This is a genomic window from Niallia sp. (assembly GCF_031978665.1).
Classification (GTDB): Bacteria; Bacillota; Bacilli; order Bacillales; family Cytobacillaceae; genus Niallia.
The window spans coordinates 1-20,534 of sequence record NZ_DALZDK010000007.1 but is presented as its reverse complement, the minus strand read 5'-3'; the positions used below and the strand labels follow the sequence as shown (position 1 = coordinate 20,534).

Genomic DNA, 20,534 nt, shown 5'->3' with positions numbered 1-20,534 from the left:
CACCATATTGGTGGAGAATAGCATGATTATAGATAGTCATCATCATTACTAGCATTTGTATCGATATCAACATTTGTTAATTCGTTAACAATATCCTCGTGTACTTGTACTTGCAATGTTTCTTTATCTTTCATAAATTTAAACACACCGTTATTGAAATCTGTACCGTGTTCTTTAAAGAAAATTCCTTCATACACAACATGTTTTGTATGATTGAAAATTAGGCGGTATCCATTTTCTTCTTTTACTAGATATGCACGTACACCTTTTTCATATTGCCCTTCTGGATTTTTTAAAAAGCGGGCAACAGAAATAATGTGAAGATCAACAAAAGGGATTTCGCGTAATAACGAGTTAATAATAGAGCCTTTGGCAATCTGTTCCCAACGACTTTGTGCAGTTTGACCAAGAACAATTTGTGTGATTTTCTTTTCTCTAGCTACTTCTGCGATGACTTTAGAGATTGGCCTCGATTCCTTATCTTTAATGATAAACGCGTCGGCACTATGACGTTCAGCTAATTCTTTCCATCTAGCAATATAATTTGATTTCTCTGCATCCAGCTCATCAAATGGTTTTGAATCCACAGTTAGGATGTAGAGTGGACAATCAAGCATATTAGCTAATTTACAGCCTCTTTGTATAAGACGTTCACCGTTAGGTCCGTAATAAACGCATACTAGAATACTTTCATCCATGCGTTCTTTTCCATTTACCATAATTTTTTTCACCTCAATAGATGTGAATGATTTACACCACTAATAATAAACTATGTATGACTATAACGTATGCTACTTTATGAGTCAATGCATTTCTTAAATTATCCAAATGACAAATATATTCCGTTTCTTTTACTAATAGTAAGGGTAGACATAGTTGCCATTATAAATACATTTTCGTCATAAAAGAGCTCAAAATAGAAACATGCTTAAAGGAGGGGGATAAGAAATGACTTGGTTACATTTTATGATTTTGTTGCCATTTATGTTTGCACTAATTGTACCTTTTATATATAAAAGGCTAACGCCACGAATTCATACTGGCTGGTTCGTACTGTTTGTTCCATTAACCATTTTTGTTTTCCTGTTGATGTACATCCCGAAAATAGCGAAGGGAGAGGTGTTTACTTCTACAGTTAAGTGGATACCTGCTTATAACATTAACTTTACTACGTATTTGGATGGGCTTAGCTTAGTATTTGGATTATTGATTGCAGGAATAGGATCTTTGGTGATTCTTTATTCTATTTTCTATTTATCCAAGCATCGTGAAGCTTTGCATAACTTCTATGTATATTTATTGTTGTTCATGGGAGCGATGCTTGGGTTAGTAGTGTCGGACAATTATTTTGTTTTATATGTTTTTTGGGAAATTACCAGTGTATCATCCTTTTTACTAATTGCTTATTGGTATGAAAGGGATCGCTCTAGATATGGTGCACAAAAGGCGATGCTGATTACTGTTTTTGGCGGGCTAGCTATGTTAGCTGGATTGATCATGCTGTCTATTATGGCAGACACGACAAGCATTCGAGAGACCTTAATAAATATTCCTCTTATTCAGAGCCATGAATTATTTATACCAGCAATGCTTCTTATTTTACTTGGTGCATTTACGAAATCGGCACAATTTCCGTTTAGCATTTGGCTTCCTGATGCAATGGAAGCACCTACACCAATTAGCGCGTATTTACACTCCGCCACGATGGTGAAAGCAGGAATTTATTTAGTTGCTCGTTTAACACCGATTTTTGGCGGTACAGCAGAGTGGTTTTGGCTTGTTGTAGGAGTTGGAATATTTACAATGCTTTATGGATCCTTTAATGCAGTAAAACAGACTGACTTAAAAGCATTATTAGCTTATTCCACCATTAGTCAATTAGGATTAATCATGAGCTTGCTAGGGTTAGGATCTGCTGCGCTGTATCACGATTTAGAAGTGGCGGAGGCAGGATTATATGCAGCAGCGATTTTTGCGGCTATTTTTCATTTAGTAAACCATTCCACCTTTAAAGGTTCCCTATTTATGATAGTAGGAATTATCGACCATGAGACTGGTACGCGTGATCTTAGAAGGCTGGGTGGATTAATTCATTTAATGCCCGTTTCCTTTACGCTTACTGTAATTGGCGGTTTTTCGATGGCAGGTCTTCCCCCATTTAACGGTTTCTTAAGTAAGGAAATGTTTTTAACGGCTGTAGTGAATGTTTCTCATATGAAAATATTCAATCTCCAGCACATCGGTATGTTTCTTCCAATTATTGCGTGGATTGCAAGTGTCTTTACGTTTGTTTATTGTATGATCTTAGTTTTCAAAACATTTAGAGGAAAAAATAAAGCGCCAAAATTAGATAAAGAGGTGCATGAAGCACCAATTGGATTGTTAATCCCGCCTATTATCTTAGGTGTACTTGTTATTCTTTTCTTCTTTATACCAAATGTAGTGTCAAAGTATTTATTAAAACCAGCGTTTGCATCGGTGTTGCCGTCTCTCGCACATACGGTAGAATCTAAAAAAATCAGTGCTTTCCATGGGTTTAATGCTGAACTTTGGATGACCATTGGCGTTGTGGTATTAGGAACGATTTTATATTTACTTTTAAGAAAATGGTACAAAATTTATCGTTTCTATCCACAGGCTATTACATTGAGCAATTTATATAATCTAGGGTTGGAATACATGGAGAAACTGTCAAAAACTATTACTAATTTCTATATGACAGGATTCCTACGCGATTATTTAGTCTATATATTTGGTTTTATCATAGTAATTATCGGTGGTTCCTTGCTGCTGTTTAATGGAGTTACTTTTGATACAACTCACGATTCTCCCATTAGTTTTTTTGATATTGGAATAGTTGTTGCGATGGTTATTAGCTCCGTTACTGTTCTCTTCTCGAAGTCTAGGATTACATCGATTGTAGCAGTCGGAGCGCTAGGTTTTCTTGTCTCCTTTTTCTTTGTCCTTTTTAGAGCTCCAGATTTAGCACTGACTCAATTAGTAGTAGAAACAGTAACGACTGTTTTATTCCTACTTTGCTTCTATCATTTGCCACAGTTGAAGAAGGAAATTAGTAGGATCCGTTTCAAAGCGGTAAATGCCATTGTTTCTATAGGAGTAGGGGCAGTTGTGACCATTGTCGCTCTTTCTGCTAATGGAACACATCTATTTGACCCTATTTCGAGCTATTATGAGGACTCGTATAAATTAGCAGGAGCAAAAAATATTGTAAATGCTATTTTAGTTGATTTCCGAGGAATAGATACAATGTTAGAGATTCTTGTGCTTACAGTTGCCGGTCTAGGTGTGTACACATTAATAAAGGTAAGGCTAGTGGGAGGGGATAAGAATGAAGAAACCAAATGATATTATTATTCGAAGTGTCACAAAGGTTGCTGTTGTGATTATCCTCACCTTTGCAATCAATCTTTTTGTCTCTGGACATCATTATCCAGGTGGAGGTTTTATTGGTGGTCTCACTTTTGCTGCCGCGATTATTTTGCTTTTTCTCACCTTTGATATTGAGACTGTTCGAAAATACATTCCTGTTGATTTTAAAGTTTTAGCAGGGGTAGGTGTGCTAATTGCTGTTTTAACAGGAGTTGGTGGAATGGTATTTGGTGAAGCATTTTTGACCCAAGCATTCGGGTACTTTGATTTGCCCGTTTTCGGAAAAACGGAGCTAGCAACGGCTGTTATTTTCGATATAGGAGTGGCTCTAGCCGTTATCGGTACAGCGATAACCATTATTATGACGATTGGGGATGATCGATAATGGAGACGTTAATGTCTATTCTAGTGGGAATATTATTTTCCATCGGAATTTATCTTATTTTAACAAAGACGTTATTACGAATTATTTTAGGAACTTCAATTCTTGGTCACGGTGTAAATTTGCTGATTATTACAATGGGTGGATTGAACAAGGGTGGTCCACCGCTTTTAGGAATAACGGATCACACTTTTGCGGATTCCCTTCCGCAAGCATTACTGCTTACGGCCATTGTTATAAACTTTGCAACGACGGGTTTGTTTTTAGTCCTAAGCTATCGTGCATATAAAGTGCTTGGCACTGATGATACTGATCTACTGAGGGGTAATGAGGATGAATAATCTTGTGATATTGCCGATCATCCTTCCTATCGTATTCGCGATGATTATGGTGATTTTTAGAGACAAAGTGATACTTCATCGGATATTAAGCCTGGTGGCGATTATTTCCGTTTTTACTGTAACTCTCATTTTAATTAATCAAATTAAAGCAGAAGGAATTCAGTCCATTCAGTTAGGGGGATGGGAGGCACCGTTTGGCGTTAGTATGGTTGCAGATATGTTTGCAGCGATACTTGTTTTAGTTACGAGTGTTGTTGGCTTTTGTTGTTTATTGTACGCCTTTTATTCAATCGGTGAGCAAAGGGAAAAACATTACTTTTATCCGTTATTTTTGGTTCTGATAACGGGGGTAAATGGTTCCTTTTTTACAGGGGATATTTTCAACCTATTTGTTTGCTTTGAAGTAATGCTTGTGGCTTCTTATGTATTAATTTCTTTAGGAGGAACAAGGGTTCAATTAAGAGAGTCGATTAAATATATTTTAATTAACATTATTTCTTCTTTTCTATTTCTTGTGGCAATTGCTTATTTATATGCGATTACTGGAACGCTAAACTTTGCGCATTTGTCCGTTCGAATTGCTGAAGTTGGTCAGGATGGATTAATGACAACGGTAGCTATTTTATTTTTAATGGTGTTTAGCTTAAAGGCAGGGTTATTTTTATTCTTCTGGCTTCCTGGCTCCTATAGTGCTCCACCAACAGCCATTTCCGCTATATTTGCGGCCCTTTTAACAAAAGTCGGAATGTATGCGATTATCAGAGTATTTACATTGATTTTTTACCATGAGGTACACATTACCCATCTATTAATTGGCATACTTGCAGCTATCACGATGACACTTGGAGCAATTGGAGCAGTTGCTTATAGAGATATTCATAGGGTGATGACCTATAATGTGGTCATTGGTGTTGGCTTTATTTTAGCAGGAGTCGCTACTTACACAACAGTAGGGATGACTGGTTCTATCTATTATTTCATTCATGATATGGTGATAAAAGCACTTATTTTCCTATTAGGGGGTACCATTATTCATCTTACGGGGACAAGTAAATTAGATGATATGAATGGATTAATCCGCTTGCATCCTCAATTAGGCTGGATGTTCTTTATTGCAGCATTGTCTTTATCTGGTATTCCTCCTTTAAGTGGTTTTCTAGGAAAAATATTTATCACAGAAGGGACGTTTACTGCAGGTTATTATTGGCTTGGCGCATTCGGACTGATTAGTAGTTTGTTTGTTCTTTATTCTATTATGAAAGTATTTATGTCTGTGTTCTGGGGTTATACGGATTTGACGCTGGAACAAGAAAAAGGGACAACAAAGGGATTGATGCTCCCAATTGCTCTGCTAACTTTCTTGACGATTGCATTAGGCCTTGGAACAGAAGGGATACATGAATATGTAGATATGGCAGTGGAAGGGTTAATGAATCCTCTTAATTATATAGAAGCTGTTTTGGGGAATGGAAAATAAAAGGAGTAATTTAATAGTTGGAAAGGGGTGGTAACTATGCCCATGCAAATACTAATTAACTTGTTAATAGGTGTCGTCTGGATGTTTTTGCAGGACACATGGAATGTTTTGACTTTCTTTACAGGTTATTTATTTGGTATACTCGTTCTTTTTATATTGCGTCGTTATATGCCAACTAAATTTTATTTAGAGACATTTTTTGCAGTAGTTAAGTTGTTCCTAGTATTTATTGAACAACTGTTTACATCGAGTGTAGTCGTCATTCGACAAATAACGAAACCTCAGCTTAATATTTCTCCAGGAATATTTTCCTTAGAGACGGAATTAGAGGGAGAATTGGAGGTTTCCTTGTTAGCATTATTGATGAATTTAACCCCAGGTTCGGTTGTTATTGAGGTGACCCCCGATAATAAAAAATTTTTTATCCATGCAATGGATATTCCTGCTCAAAAGGAATCAATTTTTCGTTCGAAGGAAATATTTGAAAAGGCTATAAAGAAGGTGACTCGTAATGATTGATAACTTATTGGTAGGCTCCTTAATTTTACTTATTCTATCTATCCTTGCAACAGTATATCGGCTGGTCAAAGGCCCCTCTGCTCTAGATAGAATACAAGCACTAGATTGTTTAGGAATCAACTTAATTGCGGGAGTAGCTATCTTTTCTGTGTTACTTCGAAATACAGGTTTTTTTGAAGTGATTTTATTGATTGGAATCCTATCGTTTATTGGAACGATTGCATTTGCCCGATATATTGAAAGAGGTGTAGTCATTGAGCGGAAACAATCCGATTGAGTTTATAGCAGTTCTGCTAATATTTTGCGGGGCTATCTTCTGCTTTCTTAGCTCATTAGGGCTAATAAGGCTGCCAGATGTGTATACAAGATCACATGCTGCTTCGAAAAGCTCTACCATGGGAGTGCTTTTTACTCTTATTGGTACATTTGTCTTTTTTATAATAGAAGGTAATTTTAGCATTCGTTTATTTCTAGGAATATTTTTTGTTTTTCTGACTTCGCCAGTCGCATCCCATGTAGTAGTTCGTTCAGCTTACCGTTCCAAAGTAAAGCTTGCAGATGTAACCGTACAGGACGATTTAAAGGAAGAAATGGAAAAGGAAGGAATCGAAACAATAGACATTCAGCATAAGTAGGCTAATTTTTAAGTGAAAAAAGGAAAATAGAGATTTGGGTATGTAAAACTTAATTTTCAGCCATATTAATTTATTAATTTCTAATTGACGAATTTTTGCTCTTTCTATATAGTTAAAAAAGATATACCCGTACTGAGGCGGGAGAGGTTCATAGCGAATACCCTCTATAAAAAACTATGGATACATGCAATCAACGCCATGTCCATAAAAGGATATGGCTTTTTTGTTTTTATTCAGCTAGTTTTCTGCGTAAGGTAAAACACCTCTCTTTTAAGCAGTGTTGGGAAACACCAAACAAGGAGGATTTTTTTATGTCTGGAAGAAAGAAAGAAGAAGGATTAACGGATTTAACTTTATTAGGAAATCAAAATACCCAATATAAAAGCGATTATGCACCAGAGGTGTTAGAATCGGTAGATAACCTTCACTCTGATAGAGATTATTTTGTAAAATTTAATTGTCCAGAGTTCACTAGCCTTTGTCCAATAACAGGACAACCTGACTTTGCAACAATGTATATTTCCTATATACCAAACAAGAAAATAGTAGAGAGTAAATCGCTTAAATTATATTTATTCAGCTTCCGCAATCATGGCGATTTTCATGAAGATTGTGTCAATATTATTATGAATGATTTAATCAAGCTATTGGATCCAAGATATATCGAGGTATGGGGAAAATTCACACCGCGCGGAGGCATTTCAATTGATCCATGGTGCAATTATGGAAAAGCAGGGACAAAATTTGAAGAAATGGCAGCACATCGTTTAATGAACCATGATATGTACCCAGAAAAAGTAGATAATAGATAATATAAAAACCTGTTAACAACTCATTATATTGAGTAGTTGACAGGTTTTTAGCATTTTAAATTAAAATCTGTCTTATTAATAAAAAAGATTAAGGTAAAATATTCCCAGCAGCGCGATAAATACTATACCATTCTTCTCTTGTTAATTGAATGTCGCTTGCTTTACAGCAATCTATTAAACGATCTACATTCATTGTTCCAATTACTGGCTGCATGTTAGCAGGATGACGCAATAACCATGCGATGGCAATTGTTGTATTGCTAACTTGGTATTTTTCAGCAATTTCATCAATTTGTTGATTTAATTCAGGGAACTTCTCGTTTCCTAGGAATACCCCTTCAAAGAAACCATATTGGAATGGGGACCAAGGTTGGATTGTAATATCATGTAAACGACAGAAGTCTAAAATACTGCCATCTCGGTTAATAGCAGAATTATTCTCCATATTTACATTGACCCCATTTGAAATCATATTGGCATTTGTAATGCTTAATTGCAATTGGTTAGCCACAAGTGGTTGCTTCACATATTTTTGTAATAATTGTATTTGCATCGGATTTTGATTAGAAACGCCAAAATGACGAACTTTTCCGGATTGTTCAAGCATATCGAATGCTTCTGCAACTTCTTCTGGTTCAACTAAAGCATCGGGACGATGTAGGAGAAGCGTGTCCAAATAGTCTGTTTTTAGTCTGCTTAATATTCCGTCAACGGAGTGTAAAATATGTTCCTTTGAAAAGTCAAACATTCCTTTGCGAATACCACATTTGGATTGCAAAATAATATTTTCACGGACACTTGGAGACATATGAATAGCATCTGCGAATATCTCTTCACAAGTGCCGCCACCATAAATATCTGCGTGATCAAAGAAGTTTGCACCTTGTTCCAAAGCAGTTTGTACAAATTGCTCTGCTTCCTTTTTTTCTAATGAATTAATACGCATGCAGCCAACCGCCACTACAGGCACTTCTAAATTACTGTTACCTAGTTTTATTGTTCTCACGTTTCTCAGTCCCTTCTCTTAATAGAAAACGCTTTAATTATTTTGTAGCGTAAATTTTTTCTTAGCAAAATCGAACCATTTATATTTTGCCATAGAAAGGAAAAAAACACCAAGCTTTAAGCTTAATTTGCAAAAAAATATATTTCTTTTCTAAAATAAAGATAGAAAAAGAGTGCGCTTCCTTTTTAAAATAAAAGAAGTACACTCTTTTCCTTTTTATTCCTATTTATATTAATCCTCCATTGTAGAAAGATCCCCAGTTGGGAGTCCCAGTTCCCAAGCTTTTAAGACACGTCTCATTATTTTTCCACTGCGGGTTTTAGGAAGCTTTTCGCAAAATTCAATTTCTCTTGGTGCCGCATGGGCAGCCAAACCGGTCTTTACAAATAAACGTATTTCTTCTTTTAATGCATCAGTTTCTTCATATCCATCAACGAGGGCTATAAAGGCTTTAATAATTTCCCCTCTAATCGGATCGGGCTTTCCGATGACACCTGCTTCTGCCACTGCTGGAAATTCGATTAATTTGCTTTCTACTTCAAATGGGCCAACTCTTTCTCCTGCGGTCATAATAACATCATCAACTCGACCTTGGAACCAGAAATAGCCTTCTTCATCCATATAAGCGGAGTCACCAGAAACATACCATTCACCATGTTGAAAATAACTATCAAACTTTTCTTGATTATTCCAAATGGTATGCATCATTGATGGCCACCCTTTTTTAATGGCTAAGTTGCCCATCTGATTAGGCGGTAAAATATCCCCGTTATCGTCTAGAATAACTGCTTCTATGCCTGGTAGTGGTTTTCCCATTGAACCTAGCTTAATGTCCATACAAGGTAAATTACATATAAGCTGAGCACCAGTTTCCGTCATCCACCAAGTATCATGAATGCGATGTCCGAATACTTCATAGCCCCAACGGATTACTTCTGGATTAAGTGGTTCTCCAACGCTTAGGATATGGCGTAAGGAGGAAAGGGTATATTTTTCAGTAACCTCTTCACCTGCTGCCATAAGCATGCGGAATGAGGTTGGGGCACTGTACCAAACGGTCACTCCAAATGTTTCAATCGTTTTGTACCATGTATCGGGACTAAAGCGACCACCTGCAACAACATTTGTTGAGCCAGTAAGCCAAGGACCAAAAATACCGTAGGAAGTACCTGTAACCCAACCAGGATCAGCTGTGCACCAGTAGATATCGTCTTCTTGCAAATCTAATACCCACTTTGCCGTTTGATAGTGTTGAATCATCGCATTGTGCACATGAAGCACCCCTTTTGGCTTTCCCGTAGAACCTGAGGTGTAGTGTAGGATTAATCCATCCTTGCGATCGACCCACTCAACGTCTAATTCAATAGAAGCCGACTGAAAATGGTGAAGGAAATCTTTTGTTTTATCATCTTCCTGTATGCTTTCTCCAACAATAAAAATAGTTTCTAAAGCAGGTAATTCTGTATGTGGGATTCTATTTACTAGTTCAGGTGTAGTAATGATTACTTTTGCTTCGCTATCATAAAGACGATCTTTTACGGCATCTTCCATAAAAGCTTCAAACAATGGACCAACAATGGCTCCCAATTTTATCGCTCCTAGCAAGGAGAAATATAACTCTGGTGAACGCGGCATAAAAATAAACACACGATCGCCTTTTTTTACTTTTCCAACATCCTTTAAAACATTTCCAGCTTTATTTGATAATCTCTTTAGGTCTTTAAATGTGTAAGTTTCTTTTCTTGATGGATGAAAATAGTGGAGAGCAACTTTATTGGCGCGGTAGTTTTCAGCATGACGGTCAATAGCTTCATAGGCTAAATTAACATTTCCAGTCTGATGCCAAGAAAACTCCTTTTCTGCTTGGTCCCATTTGAAATGCTGGTACAAGTCCTCATAGTTTTCAAGGTTATGTTTGCCTTTAACAGGTGGAAACGCTTCCAATTTCATTAATACATCCCCCTCATTTCAATTTTTTTTACAACATTATTATAATAGGAAAACACTATATATACAATTTTAATGTTGGAATTAAATAAATATTCCTATATTTTAAAAAATGAGCATGGGTGACGCAATGAAAAAACGATAATATTAAAGCAGGAACCCACAGGAAATCCCCTGCAGGTTAATGGGAAATACCTTACTAAAAAAGCTTTATAAACACCAATTTTAAATATAGAGGACTAGAAGTAAAATTAATAAATAAATAAAAAGCGCTAACGTTTGAAATTTAAGGGCAGAGTAGAACCCTTTATTAAACTTTTGAGATGGAAGAGGTTTTTCCTTCCATTCTTCTAAATAATCATCATTTTTTAGCATGACATGGTGAAATCTTCGAAAGCTGAATGTTACTCCGTCAAAAAAGCCTCCTTTTGCAATATATAAAAATAGAAAGATAATGATATAAATGAAAGAAAGATAAAAGACGGCATTAATATAATGAACAAAAGAATATTCCGAAGAAAAAATCAAGAAAAGAATCACTGTTATGAAGATATTTAGTAGAAATAGAGACCATTTTTTATTAAGCATGCTTATTCACCTTTACTAAGTATGTTTGAAACACGAATAATCGTATTTTACCTTAACTCCTTTAGAAAGTACATTTTAGAAAGACAAATTCTATAAATTATTGTTTATAATGGAGGCGTAAATATACTTTTAAAAAAGGCACTAAGATTGGTTTCTTCTTCTTAGATTAATGAAAGAGGGTTATTATTGTAGAAAGTCGATATTTCTTTTTCTATATAAAAGGAAAAAATAACCTGTTATAAAAATTCTGCAATAATAAAACTATCTACTAGATAAGATAAAAAAGTATATTGACATATGGATATTTTTGGTAATTAATCGTACTTTTGCCATATATTTTCTGCTTTTTTTTGTAGAAATTTTAAGAATTTTAACACATAAGTAAGCGCTGTCTTTATTGTTGTTATGCCAAAATACTCCGTTATACTATAGTAATATTTGAAATTATCTCTATATTTAGTCTTTACAACTCTACTAGAATAATAGTATACTCACTTTAGCTTCTTTTTTAGATGTAATTTACAGAATAATATAACAATGGGGGGTCTTTTTTAATGAAGCGAAAATTTACTTGGCTGCTTTCACTTACATTAATTTTGAGTGTATTTTTAGCAGCATGTTCTGGCGGCGATAGCTCGTCTGAAGGTTCAGATTCAGAAAAGCCAGCAGAAGAGGAAAATGTTGAACAAGTTTTAAACTTAATTAACGGAGATGCGATTCCGTCAATGGATCCATCAATGGCAACAGATGAATATGGCTTCCAATTCTTAGGTGCTACTATGGAAGGTCTATACCGTTTAGGTGAAGACGCTAAAACTACTCCTGGTATTGCTGAAAGTCATGAAGTATCTGAAGATGGATTAACTTGGACATTCAAGTTACGTGAAGATGCAAAATGGTCAAACGGAGATCCTGTAACTGCTAATGACTTCGTTTATGCTTGGCAACGTGCAGTAAATCCTGACACTGGTTCTGAGTATGGTCCTTACATGATGGGTGGCGTAATCAAAAATGCTACAGAAATCAGTAAAGGCGAAAAGAAAGTAGAAGAATTAGGTGTTAAAGCAGATGGCGACTATACTTTAGTTGTTGAACTTGCAAACCCAACTCCATATTTCGAATCTTTAACTTCTTTCGGTACATTCTTACCGTTGAACCAAAAATTCGTTGAAGAAAAAGGCGATGCGTTCGCTACTAGCTCTGAAAATCTATTAGCTAACGGACCATTTACATTAGAAAACTGGGAAAGTACATCTCAAAAATGGAATCTTGCTAAGAACGACACTTACTGGGATGCTGATACAGTTAAGTTAGAAACTATCAATTATGTAGTAGTAAAAGATGCTCAAACAGCAGTTGACCTTTATGAAAAAGGAGAAGTAGACCGTTCTGGTTTATCTTCAGACTTAGTTGACCAATATTCTTCTGATGAAGACTATACAGTTAAAGCTGATAATTCAGTATTCTATTTGAAAATGAATCAAACAAGAAATGAAGCACTTGCTAATACAAACATCCGTGCAGCTATCAGCCGTGCGTTTGATAAAGAGGCATTAGTAAATACAATTTTAAATAACGGCTCTTTAGCTGCTAATGGTCTAGTTCCAGCAGATTTTGCTCCAATGCCAGATGGTAGCGGTGATTTCCGTGAAGTTAGTGGAGATCTTGTAACATATGACACTGCTGCTGCGAAAGAATTCTGGGAAAAAGGTTTAGAAGAATTAGGTACTGATTCAGTAGAAATCGAATTCTTAGGTGGAGATACAGATGTATCAAAAACGATGAATGAATACCTAGCTAACCAATTACAAACAAACTTACCAGGTTTAAAAGTAACATTAAAACAAGTACCATTTGAGCAACGCTTAGATTTAGATACTAACCAAGATTACGATCTTCAATTAGCTGGTTGGGGTCCTGACTACTTAGATCCATATACTTTCTTAAGCCTATGGATTACAGATGGCGGAAATAACAAAATGGGTTACTCTAATCCTGAGTATGATAAATTGTTAGAAGAGACTACAACAACTCTTGCTACAGATAATGAAGCTCGTTACCAAAACTTCTTAGAAGCTGAAAAAATTCTATTTGAAGATGCGGCAATCGCTCCTGTATATCAAACTGCTGGTGCATTCCTATCATCTCCAAAAATTCAAGGCTTAATTGAAAATCCATTTGGTCCAACTTATGAATACAAATGGGTAACTATTGGAGCTACAGAGTAATTTCACTTTTATGAAAAATTTGATGCTATGAAATAAGAGGGAGTGTATGCTTTTATAGCATATACTCTCTTGTATTTTTGAGTAGGAAAATTCTGATTATAGCAAAAATAAATTATTATGCTATAATTAATAAAGAAAATTAGGAGGTGCACAGATGGTTCGATATCTTCTTCGACGATTATGGTATATGTTCATAACACTGTTCATTATCGCAACAGTCTCCTTTTTCCTGATGAAGTTCCTTCCAGGAAGTCCGTTAAAGGCTGACGATAAATTAAGTGAAGAACAAAAAACAATTATATTGGAAAAATATGGTTTGAATGATCCGATTCCCGTTCAATATGTAAATTATTTAGGTAAACTTGTGCAAGGGGATTTAGGTGTTTCATTTGCATTTGATAATACCCCTGTTACAAAAATATTGTCAGCAAAAATTGGTCCATCAGCACTTTTAGGTGGACAAGCTTTAGTGCTGGGGACAGTAGTTGGAATTCTACTGGGCTTAATAGCGTCTATTTATAGGAACGGTCCAATCGATTATACGTCTACCATTATCGCTGTACTCGGAACATCGGTTCCATCGTTCGTATTTGCAGGACTATTACAATATTTCTTTGCAGTAAGATGGGATCTATTACCTGTTGCGCTTTGGGGCGGTTTTGAATATACGATTCTACCAACTATTGCACTAGCAATATCACCTTTAGCTGTTGCTGCTAGGTTCACAAGAACAGAGATGATAGAGGTACTACATTCAAATTATATAACGACAGCTCGTGCAAAAGGGGTTAGTGAAGCGGGAATTATCTTCAAGCACGGATTGCGAAATGCTTTGATTCCTCTAGTTACGGTAATAGGTCCAATGGCAGTTGGCTTAATGACTGGATCATTAGTAATTGAGAAAATTTTTGCTATTCCTGGGATTGGAGAACAATTTGTTACATCTGTTACTGTAAATGATTATCCAACAATTATGGGAACAACATTACTGTTTGCTTTTGGCTTTGTTATTATAATTTTAATCATTGACCTCCTATATGGATTAATTGATCCGAGAATTAGAATTGCAGGAGGAAAAAAATAAAATGGATAAAAAGAATCTTAATCAAATAGATAAAAATTTATTTAGACCTCTTAAGCAAGAAGAGAATATTAGTGAGAAAATATCTGCACCAAGTAGAACCTTTGGCCAGGATGCAAGAAGAACATTGTTAAAAAATAAACCTGCAATAGTCAGTATATTTATAATACTATTAATAATCTTGCTTAGTATTTTTGGGCCGCATATGAATGACTATGGCAATAATGGTCAAGATCTTTCCCGTGCGAAACTTCCTCCAAGAGTTCCGGTTTTAGAGAATGTTTCTTGGTTAGGCTTAAATGGTACTTTAGCTGGTAGATACGAGGGCACAGATGTTGAGGATGCAACTGCAAAAGCAATGGCTCGTTATAAAAGTACAGATGAGTTTGTTGATATTAAAGTGCTAGATGAAGGCGACGGTACAAGAAATTCTGCTGCCGTAAGAGCAACCTTCCATATTTATGAAGCAAAAGATATGAATGACACCTATTTCTGGTTTGGTACCGATACACTTGGTCGTGACCAATGGACAAGACTTTGGGAAGGTACAAGAGTTTCATTAATTATTGCCTTTGTTGCAGCTATCCTTGATTTATTAATTGGAGTAACATATGGCGGTGTCTCTGGTTTCTATGGCGGAAGAGTCGATAACGTATTACAGCGTATTGCAGAAATATTAGTTGGAATACCAAACCTAGTAGTGATTCTGTTAATGATGCTCATTCTCCAGCCTGGTATTGTTTCCATCGTTGTTGCATTAGCCATTACAGGATGGATAGGAATGTCCAGAATTGTTCGTGGGGAAGTATTAAAGCTGACAAATCAAGAATTCGTACTGGCAGCAAGAACATTAGGAACGTCCAATGGTACGATTATTAGAAGACACTTAGTTCCAAATATTACTGGAATTATCATTGTAAATACAATGTTCTCGATTCCTGGAGCTATCTTCTTCGAGGCATTCCTAAGCTTTATCGGACTTGGTATTGTACCTCCTAAGGCTTCATTAGGTGCTTTAATTGAACTAGGATTTGCTAATTTACGTTTATACCCGTATTTACTAGTTTTCCCAGCGACTGTATTGTCAGTATTAATGATTGCATTCAATATATTAGGTGATGGCTTGCGCGATGCATTCGATCCTAAAATGCATAAATAGAGAGTAGGTGTTTATAAATGAGTAAATTATTAGAAGTCAAAGATTTAAGAGTATCATTTAACACCTACAACGGTGAAGTACAAGCGGTTCGCGGTGTTAGCTTTGAGTTAAATAAAGGAGAAACACTAGCAATTGTAGGGGAATCCGGTTCTGGTAAATCCGTTACTTCTAATGCTTTAATGAGGCTTCTTCCTGAACCACAAAGCGTAATTAAAAGTGGGGAAATTTTATTAGAAGGCGAAGATCTTATTAAAAAGTCCAAGAAGGAAATGCAAAAAATTCGCGGAAAAGATATTTCCATGGTATTCCAAGACCCTATGTCTTCCTTGAACCCAACAATGAAAATTGGGAACCAAATCATGGAAGGGTTAATTAAGCATCAAAACATGAATAAGTCTGATGCAAAGAAACGTGCGCTTGAATTACTCGAATTAGTTGGTATTCCGCAGCCGGAAATTCGCATTAATCAATTTCCTCATCAATTCTCCGGTGGAATGCGTCAGCGTGTAGTTGTAGCGATTGCACTTGCGTGTAACCCTAAGATTTTAATTGCCGATGAGCCAACAACAGCACTTGATGTTACGATTCAGGCACAAATCTTAGAACTGATGAAAGACATTCAAAAGAAAACAGAAAGTGCGATTATATTTATTACGCATGACCTTGGTGTTGTGGCAAACGTTGCAGATCGAGTAGCTGTTATGTACGCTGGCAAAATCGTGGAAATTGGAACAGTTGATGATATATTCTATAATCCAAAGCATCCATATACATGGGGATTAATTGGATCGATGCCAACATTAGACAGTACAGATGAAGAGCTATTCGCAATCCCTGGTAGCCCACCAAATATGTTAAAGCCTCCTGTAGGTGATGCGTTTGCGCCTAGAAATCAATTTGCTCTAGAAATTGATACAGTGATGGAACCGCCAATGTTTAAAGTTTCTGATACCCATTATGCTGCAACTTGGTTATTGCATGAAGATGCCCCAAAAGTGGAACCACCAGAAGCGGTTAAACAAAGAATGCTTGGTTTCTCTAAAACAGGTCGCAAGGACGGTGAAAAACGTTGACTAAAGAAAAATTACTAGAAGTGAAAAACTTGCAAAAACACTTTTCGGCAGGTAAAGATCGAATCATCAAAGCGGTAGATGGCGTTTCCTTTGATATTTTTAAAGGAGAAACATTTGGTCTTGTTGGAGAATCTGGATGTGGAAAATCTACGACAGGTAGAACAATTATCCGACTTTATGATGCAACAGGTGGAGAAGTTAAATTTGAAGGCGAAGATGTTCATGGAAAAAAATCAAAAGCAGAGCTTCGTAAATTTAATCAAAAAATGCAAATGATTTTCCAGGATCCGCATTCTTCTCTAAATCCGCGTATGACGGTACTTGATATTATTGCAGAAGGCATTGATAATCATAAGCTTGCGAAAACACCTGAAGAGCGTCGTCAAAGAGTAGAAGAATTACTAGAAGTGGTAGGATTGAATAAAGAGCATGCTACACGCTTCCCACACGAATTCAGTGGTGGACAAAGACAAAGAATTGGTATTGCAAGAGCACTTGCAGTAGAGCCAGATTTCATTATTTGTGATGAGCCAATTTCTGCTCTAGACGTTTCCATTCAAGCACAGGTTGTTAACCTTTTGAAAAAGCTACAAAAAGAACGTGGACTAACTTATTTATTTATTGCCCATGATTTATCTATGGTTAAATATATAAGTGATCGTATTGGTGTTATGTATATGGGTAATATGGTAGAGCTTGCAGAAGCGGATGAACTTTATGATAATCCAATTCATCCTTATACCAAATCATTATTATCCGCAATTCCTCTTCCAGACCCACGCTATGAACGTGAGCGTACAAGAATTGCTTATGATCCATCTATACACGATACAAGTGAACCAGCAGAACTAAGAGAGGTAACTCCAGGTCACTTTGTACGTTGTACAACAAAAGAATTAGAGAAATACAAACGAGAATTAAGCCTAAAGAAAAAATAAGTAACAAATTTAATCTATTAAAGAAGAACCTCCCAAATAATCCTTGCCAAAAGTGCAAGGATTTTTTCATTTCTCGGGAAATGAAATCTGTATTCTTCTTATTTCCCCCATCCTTATACATGTAATCCTAAATGGAGACAAAATCGTTTTCTAAAAAACGATAAAAAGCGACATTCCTCTTCTTAAGTAAACAATATCCCTTTTAAAGAAAGGAAAGGTTCTGTTCTCTATTAAAATTAATGCTTCACTTAAAAAACACAAGAAAATCCAAAAAATATTAAAAAAATTACATGACTAAGCTAAAATAAAGAAAAATAAGTATAAAAAAGAGTGGAAATACATATTCATAGGAGTTCATAATGATCAATTCAATATTAAAAAACCAATATGATAGAGCAATTCATCAAACGAAAAATCTTCTCATAGATGACGTAAATAAGTACTTAGAAAAACAGGAAAGTCAACCAAGCTTTGAAAAATATATGGAAGACCGAAAAGTGTTTATCGAGCAAATTTGGTTAAATACTTGGCTTAATACGGCAACTAGTCATATTCGTTATGCTGAAAAGAAGGATTATCTAACAACCAAAGGACTAGATATCAGCAATCTTAATAAAAAGGACATTAATCGATTGTTTCGAAACGAAATTCGAGAAATCGAAGTATTTCCATATGAGGAATGGCTGAGAACAAAGCTGGGAGAAAACAAGGAAATATGGAAAAAAAGATATGAAGAGAAAAGAGAAGTTTATTTACTAAAAGTAGAAGAACAACAAGAGCTGGAAAAAAAGCGTAAATATACAGTTAAATTCTCTTATTATATCGAGCAATTGATGGAGAAGCACTATGAGGAACTTTTTCTCTATATTCGCTATTTAACCGGATGTAATATTGCTGTTGAGATTGATCGAAATGGGATTGTGTTATCTTCCATGGAAGTAACGTTTGAGGAATATCTATCGAATGAAATGGACATGCCTTATAATCAATTTTATTTTTTAGAAGATCGAACTGAAGCTTACGAAAATTTAATTTTTCAACATTTGATTGATTTTTTTCCTACATGGGTAAAAGAAAAACTGCCAACTCGCATTAAAGAAGAATATGAGGAAGTGTTTGATTGTTCCATATCCAATTCTTTTTTACTAGAAGTAAGTACGCCATTACTTGAAGAAATAACAGCAGAATTTCTAGAGGATTTATTTCCTGAATATATAATTGATCTAGAGAAGCTATTAGATATTCCTTTTGATGTGGAGATCCATAAAGAGATAATGGAAAAGGATCGCCAAAGGAAAGAACAGAAGGAAGCGGAAGACAGAGAGGAACAAAGACGCCGAAAAGAAGAAGAAGCTAGAATGATTGAGGATATCTTTGGGAAGGAATACTATCCTCCAACTAGTAGGGATATAAAATATGTATTGCATACTGGCGAAACGAATACTGGTAAAACCTATCAAGCAATTAATCGCATGATGGAAGCAAGCAGTGGCCTATACTTGGCTCCGTTAAGATTATTGGCTCTGGAAATTTATGAAACATTAAATCAGAATGATGTCCCTTGCTCCCTTAAAACAGGAGAAGAGGAAAAACTTGTATTGGGGGCTCAACATCAATCTAGTACAGTAGAAATGTTTCATGAAAAAGATTATTATGATGTAATTGTTATTGATGAAGCTCAAATGATTGCTGATAAGGAAAGAGGATTTTCATGGTATCGGGCCATAACGAAGGCAAATGCGAAAGAGGTTCATATTATTGCGAGTCTACATGCAAAAAATATGCTACTGCAGTTATTAGGGGATACGAATGTGGAGATCTATGAGTATTATCGGGATACGCCGCTACAAATAGAAATGGATTTATTTCAATTGAGTCATACGAGAAAAGGGGATGCGCTTGTATGCTTTTCAAGGAGAGGTGTACTAGAAACTGCTTCTGAGCTGCAAAGAAAGGGCTGGCAAGTTAGTGTTATCTACGGAAGCATGCCTCCAGAAGCTAGAAAAAAGCAAATGCAGCGGTTTATTGAGGGAGAAACAAAGGTAATCATTTCAACAGATGCCATTGGAATGGGGCTTAATTTGCCAATAAGAAGAATCGTTTTCTTAGAGAACGACAAGTTTGACGGTATAAGAAGACGGATGTTAACTTCACAAGAAGTGAAGCAGATTGCTGGGAGAGCAGGAAGAAAGGGAATATATGATGTTGGACGAGTGGCTTTTACAAGTGATCGTAAAAAAATGAAGTATTTATTAGAAAAAAAGGATGAAGATCTTTATGGATTTACGATTGCACCAACTAATACCGTATTAGAAAGATTTCAAAAGTATTCCAATAATCTTGGCCTTTTCTTCTATTTATGGGGCCATTTTAAAAGTCCAGAGGGAACAAAAAAAGCATCATTAGCGGAGGAAGTTCTGCTTTATGAGATGATAATGGATACGATGGTTGAAGCAAGAATGTCTTTACATGATTTATTTAGCTTTCTAAAGCTGCCATTTGCAACGAGTGAAGCCGCTTTACGTGCCCAATGGAAAATGAATATGGAGGCAATTGTTGAAAATAAGGATTTACCAGAGCCAAAAATAAAAAATGATAGCTTGGAGGAATTAGAGTTATCTTATAAATCTATTGGCCTTCATTTATTATTTTTATATAAATTAGAAAGAAGAACAGAAGCTTATTATTGGGAAAAGCTAAGAGGAGAATTAAGTGATCAAATAAATGATCATTTAAAGGCGGGAATAAAAGGGAAAAAGCGCAATAAAGTATGTAAGAAGTGTGGAAAAGAACTGTCAGCTAGATTTAAATTCGCAATATGCAATGAGTGTTTTCATAGAAAATAAAAAAACATTTTATTTCCTCTCAATATCCTAACAGAGTAAGTAGCCTAGAACGAAATAAAAAACAACCATGAACTTTCGCTCTCAACCCAGGAATGAAAATAGTTTTCCTTCC

General features: G+C 35.7%; 18 protein-coding genes and 1 riboswitch. Of the genes, 14 read left to right on the top strand and 4 right to left on the bottom strand.

What is annotated here, in order from left to right:
* Positions 1-26: 26 nt before the first annotated feature.
* The gene (locus RTL21_RS05305; RefSeq protein ID WP_312094070.1) at positions 27-719 is read right to left on the bottom strand and encodes a universal stress protein; all 693 of its coding nucleotides are present in this window, start codon (positions 717-719) and stop codon (positions 27-29) included.
* Between the two features lie 229 nt (positions 720-948).
* On the opposite strand from RTL21_RS05305, the gene RTL21_RS05300 reads away from it, so the two are divergent.
* The 8 genes from RTL21_RS05300 (at position 949) to queF (ending at position 7,556) form a co-directional block, all read left to right on the top strand.
* Entirely contained in the window at positions 949-3,366 is a 2,418-nt protein-coding gene (locus RTL21_RS05300) for a Na+/H+ antiporter subunit A (protein WP_312094068.1), read from the top strand.
* On the top strand, positions 3,350-3,775 hold the full coding sequence (locus tag RTL21_RS05295) for a Na(+)/H(+) antiporter subunit B (RefSeq protein WP_312094066.1): 426 nt from the start codon (positions 3,350-3,352) through the stop codon (positions 3,773-3,775). Before RTL21_RS05300 ends, RTL21_RS05295 begins: the two co-directional genes overlap by 17 nt.
* Positions 3,775-4,113: a Na(+)/H(+) antiporter subunit C gene (locus RTL21_RS05290; protein ID WP_312094064.1), complete on the top strand. Its 339-nt coding sequence runs from the start codon at positions 3,775-3,777 to the stop codon at positions 4,111-4,113. The genes RTL21_RS05295 and RTL21_RS05290 overlap by 1 nt, the downstream gene beginning before the upstream one ends.
* The gene (locus tag RTL21_RS05285; protein WP_312094062.1) at positions 4,106-5,590 is read left to right on the top strand and encodes a Na+/H+ antiporter subunit D; all 1,485 of its coding nucleotides are present in this window, start codon (positions 4,106-4,108) and stop codon (positions 5,588-5,590) included. Before RTL21_RS05290 ends, RTL21_RS05285 begins: the two co-directional genes overlap by 8 nt.
* A gap of 36 nt (positions 5,591-5,626) precedes the next feature.
* Entirely contained in the window at positions 5,627-6,109 is a 483-nt protein-coding gene (locus RTL21_RS05280; RefSeq protein WP_312094060.1) for a Na+/H+ antiporter subunit E, read from the top strand.
* The gene (locus RTL21_RS05275) at positions 6,102-6,386 is read left to right on the top strand and encodes a Na(+)/H(+) antiporter subunit F1 (protein WP_312094058.1); all 285 of its coding nucleotides are present in this window, start codon (positions 6,102-6,104) and stop codon (positions 6,384-6,386) included. The genes RTL21_RS05280 and RTL21_RS05275 overlap by 8 nt, the downstream gene beginning before the upstream one ends.
* Positions 6,364-6,744 carry a monovalent cation/H(+) antiporter subunit G gene (gene mnhG, locus RTL21_RS05270; RefSeq protein ID WP_312094056.1) on the top strand — a complete coding sequence of 127 codons (381 nt, stop codon included), beginning with the start codon at positions 6,364-6,366 and terminating at the stop codon, positions 6,742-6,744. The genes RTL21_RS05275 and mnhG overlap by 23 nt, the downstream gene beginning before the upstream one ends.
* Before the next feature lie 137 nt (positions 6,745-6,881).
* A riboswitch (PreQ1 riboswitch) is annotated at positions 6,882-6,928 on the top strand.
* A 127-nt stretch (positions 6,929-7,055) separates the two neighbouring features.
* On the top strand, positions 7,056-7,556 hold the full coding sequence (gene queF / locus RTL21_RS05265; protein WP_312094054.1) for a preQ(1) synthase: 501 nt from the start codon (positions 7,056-7,058) through the stop codon (positions 7,554-7,556).
* Positions 7,557-7,644: 88 nt separating this feature from the next.
* On the opposite strand, the gene RTL21_RS05260 is transcribed toward queF, so the two are convergent.
* The 3 genes from RTL21_RS05260 to RTL21_RS05250 all read right to left on the bottom strand — a co-directional run bounded on the left by RTL21_RS05260 (position 7,645) and on the right by RTL21_RS05250 (position 11,097).
* Positions 7,645-8,562, bottom strand: a complete 918-nt coding sequence (locus tag RTL21_RS05260; protein WP_312094052.1) for an aldo/keto reductase — start codon at positions 8,560-8,562, stop codon at positions 7,645-7,647.
* A gap of 231 nt (positions 8,563-8,793) precedes the next feature.
* Positions 8,794-10,512, bottom strand: coding sequence for an acetate--CoA ligase (gene acsA / locus RTL21_RS05255; protein WP_312094050.1), 1,719 nt, complete (start codon positions 10,510-10,512; stop codon positions 8,794-8,796).
* Positions 10,513-10,734: 222 nt separating this feature from the next.
* A complete protein-coding gene (locus RTL21_RS05250) occupies positions 10,735-11,097 on the bottom strand; it encodes a DUF3899 domain-containing protein (RefSeq protein ID WP_312094048.1) in 363 nt (120 codons plus the stop codon).
* Positions 11,098-11,651: 554 nt separating this feature from the next.
* Here RTL21_RS05250 and RTL21_RS05245 point away from each other — a divergent pair.
* The 6 genes from RTL21_RS05245 to RTL21_RS05220 all read left to right on the top strand — a co-directional run bounded on the left by RTL21_RS05245 (position 11,652) and on the right by RTL21_RS05220 (position 20,422).
* Positions 11,652-13,325, top strand: coding sequence for a peptide ABC transporter substrate-binding protein (locus RTL21_RS05245; protein WP_312094046.1), 1,674 nt, complete (start codon positions 11,652-11,654; stop codon positions 13,323-13,325).
* A gap of 154 nt (positions 13,326-13,479) precedes the next feature.
* Positions 13,480-14,409 (top strand): oligopeptide ABC transporter permease, encoded by a 930-nt coding sequence (opp3b, locus tag RTL21_RS05240; protein ID WP_312094044.1) that lies wholly within the window; start codon positions 13,480-13,482, stop codon positions 14,407-14,409.
* Position 14,410: 1 nt separating this feature from the next.
* Positions 14,411-15,565 (top strand): oligopeptide ABC transporter permease, encoded by a 1,155-nt coding sequence (gene opp3C / locus RTL21_RS05235; protein WP_312094042.1) that lies wholly within the window; start codon positions 14,411-14,413, stop codon positions 15,563-15,565.
* Between the two features lie 17 nt (positions 15,566-15,582).
* Positions 15,583-16,638, top strand: a complete 1,056-nt coding sequence (locus tag RTL21_RS05230) for an ABC transporter ATP-binding protein (RefSeq protein WP_312094040.1) — start codon at positions 15,583-15,585, stop codon at positions 16,636-16,638.
* Positions 16,635-17,576 (top strand): ABC transporter ATP-binding protein, encoded by a 942-nt coding sequence (locus RTL21_RS05225; protein WP_312094038.1) that lies wholly within the window; start codon positions 16,635-16,637, stop codon positions 17,574-17,576. Before RTL21_RS05230 ends, RTL21_RS05225 begins: the two co-directional genes overlap by 4 nt.
* Before the next feature lie 359 nt (positions 17,577-17,935).
* The gene (locus RTL21_RS05220; RefSeq protein WP_312094036.1) at positions 17,936-20,422 is read left to right on the top strand and encodes a helicase-related protein; all 2,487 of its coding nucleotides are present in this window, start codon (positions 17,936-17,938) and stop codon (positions 20,420-20,422) included.
* Positions 20,423-20,534: the final 112 nt, after the last annotated feature.

Excerpts from the sequence above, each read along its gene's own strand:
- RTL21_RS05245 (WP_312094046.1), top strand. The coding sequence starts at position 11,652 with ATGAAGCGAAAATTTACTTGGCTGCTTTCACTTACATTAATTTTGAGT.
- RTL21_RS05285 (WP_312094062.1), top strand. The coding sequence starts at position 4,106 with ATGAATAATCTTGTGATATTGCCGATCATCCTTCCTATCGTATTCGCG.
- RTL21_RS05295 (WP_312094066.1), top strand. The coding sequence starts at position 3,350 with ATGAAGAAACCAAATGATATTATTATTCGAAGTGTCACAAAGGTTGCT.
- acsA (WP_312094050.1), bottom strand. The coding sequence starts at position 10,512 with ATGAAATTGGAAGCGTTTCCACCTGTTAAAGGCAAACATAACCTTGAA.
- RTL21_RS05300 (WP_312094068.1), top strand. The coding sequence starts at position 949 with ATGACTTGGTTACATTTTATGATTTTGTTGCCATTTATGTTTGCACTA.
- RTL21_RS05280 (WP_312094060.1), top strand. The coding sequence starts at position 5,627 with ATGCCCATGCAAATACTAATTAACTTGTTAATAGGTGTCGTCTGGATG.
- opp3C (WP_312094042.1), top strand. The coding sequence starts at position 14,411 with ATGGATAAAAAGAATCTTAATCAAATAGATAAAAATTTATTTAGACCT.
- RTL21_RS05305 (WP_312094070.1), bottom strand. The coding sequence starts at position 719 with ATGGTAAATGGAAAAGAACGCATGGATGAAAGTATTCTAGTATGCGTT.
- opp3b (WP_312094044.1), top strand. The coding sequence starts at position 13,480 with ATGGTTCGATATCTTCTTCGACGATTATGGTATATGTTCATAACACTG.
- RTL21_RS05220 (WP_312094036.1), top strand. The coding sequence starts at position 17,936 with ATGATCAATTCAATATTAAAAAACCAATATGATAGAGCAATTCATCAA.
- queF (WP_312094054.1), top strand. The coding sequence starts at position 7,056 with ATGTCTGGAAGAAAGAAAGAAGAAGGATTAACGGATTTAACTTTATTA.
- RTL21_RS05230 (WP_312094040.1), top strand. The coding sequence starts at position 15,583 with ATGAGTAAATTATTAGAAGTCAAAGATTTAAGAGTATCATTTAACACC.
- RTL21_RS05290 (WP_312094064.1), top strand. The coding sequence starts at position 3,775 with ATGGAGACGTTAATGTCTATTCTAGTGGGAATATTATTTTCCATCGGA.
- RTL21_RS05250 (WP_312094048.1), bottom strand. The coding sequence starts at position 11,097 with ATGCTTAATAAAAAATGGTCTCTATTTCTACTAAATATCTTCATAACA.
- RTL21_RS05275 (WP_312094058.1), top strand. The coding sequence starts at position 6,102 with ATGATTGATAACTTATTGGTAGGCTCCTTAATTTTACTTATTCTATCT.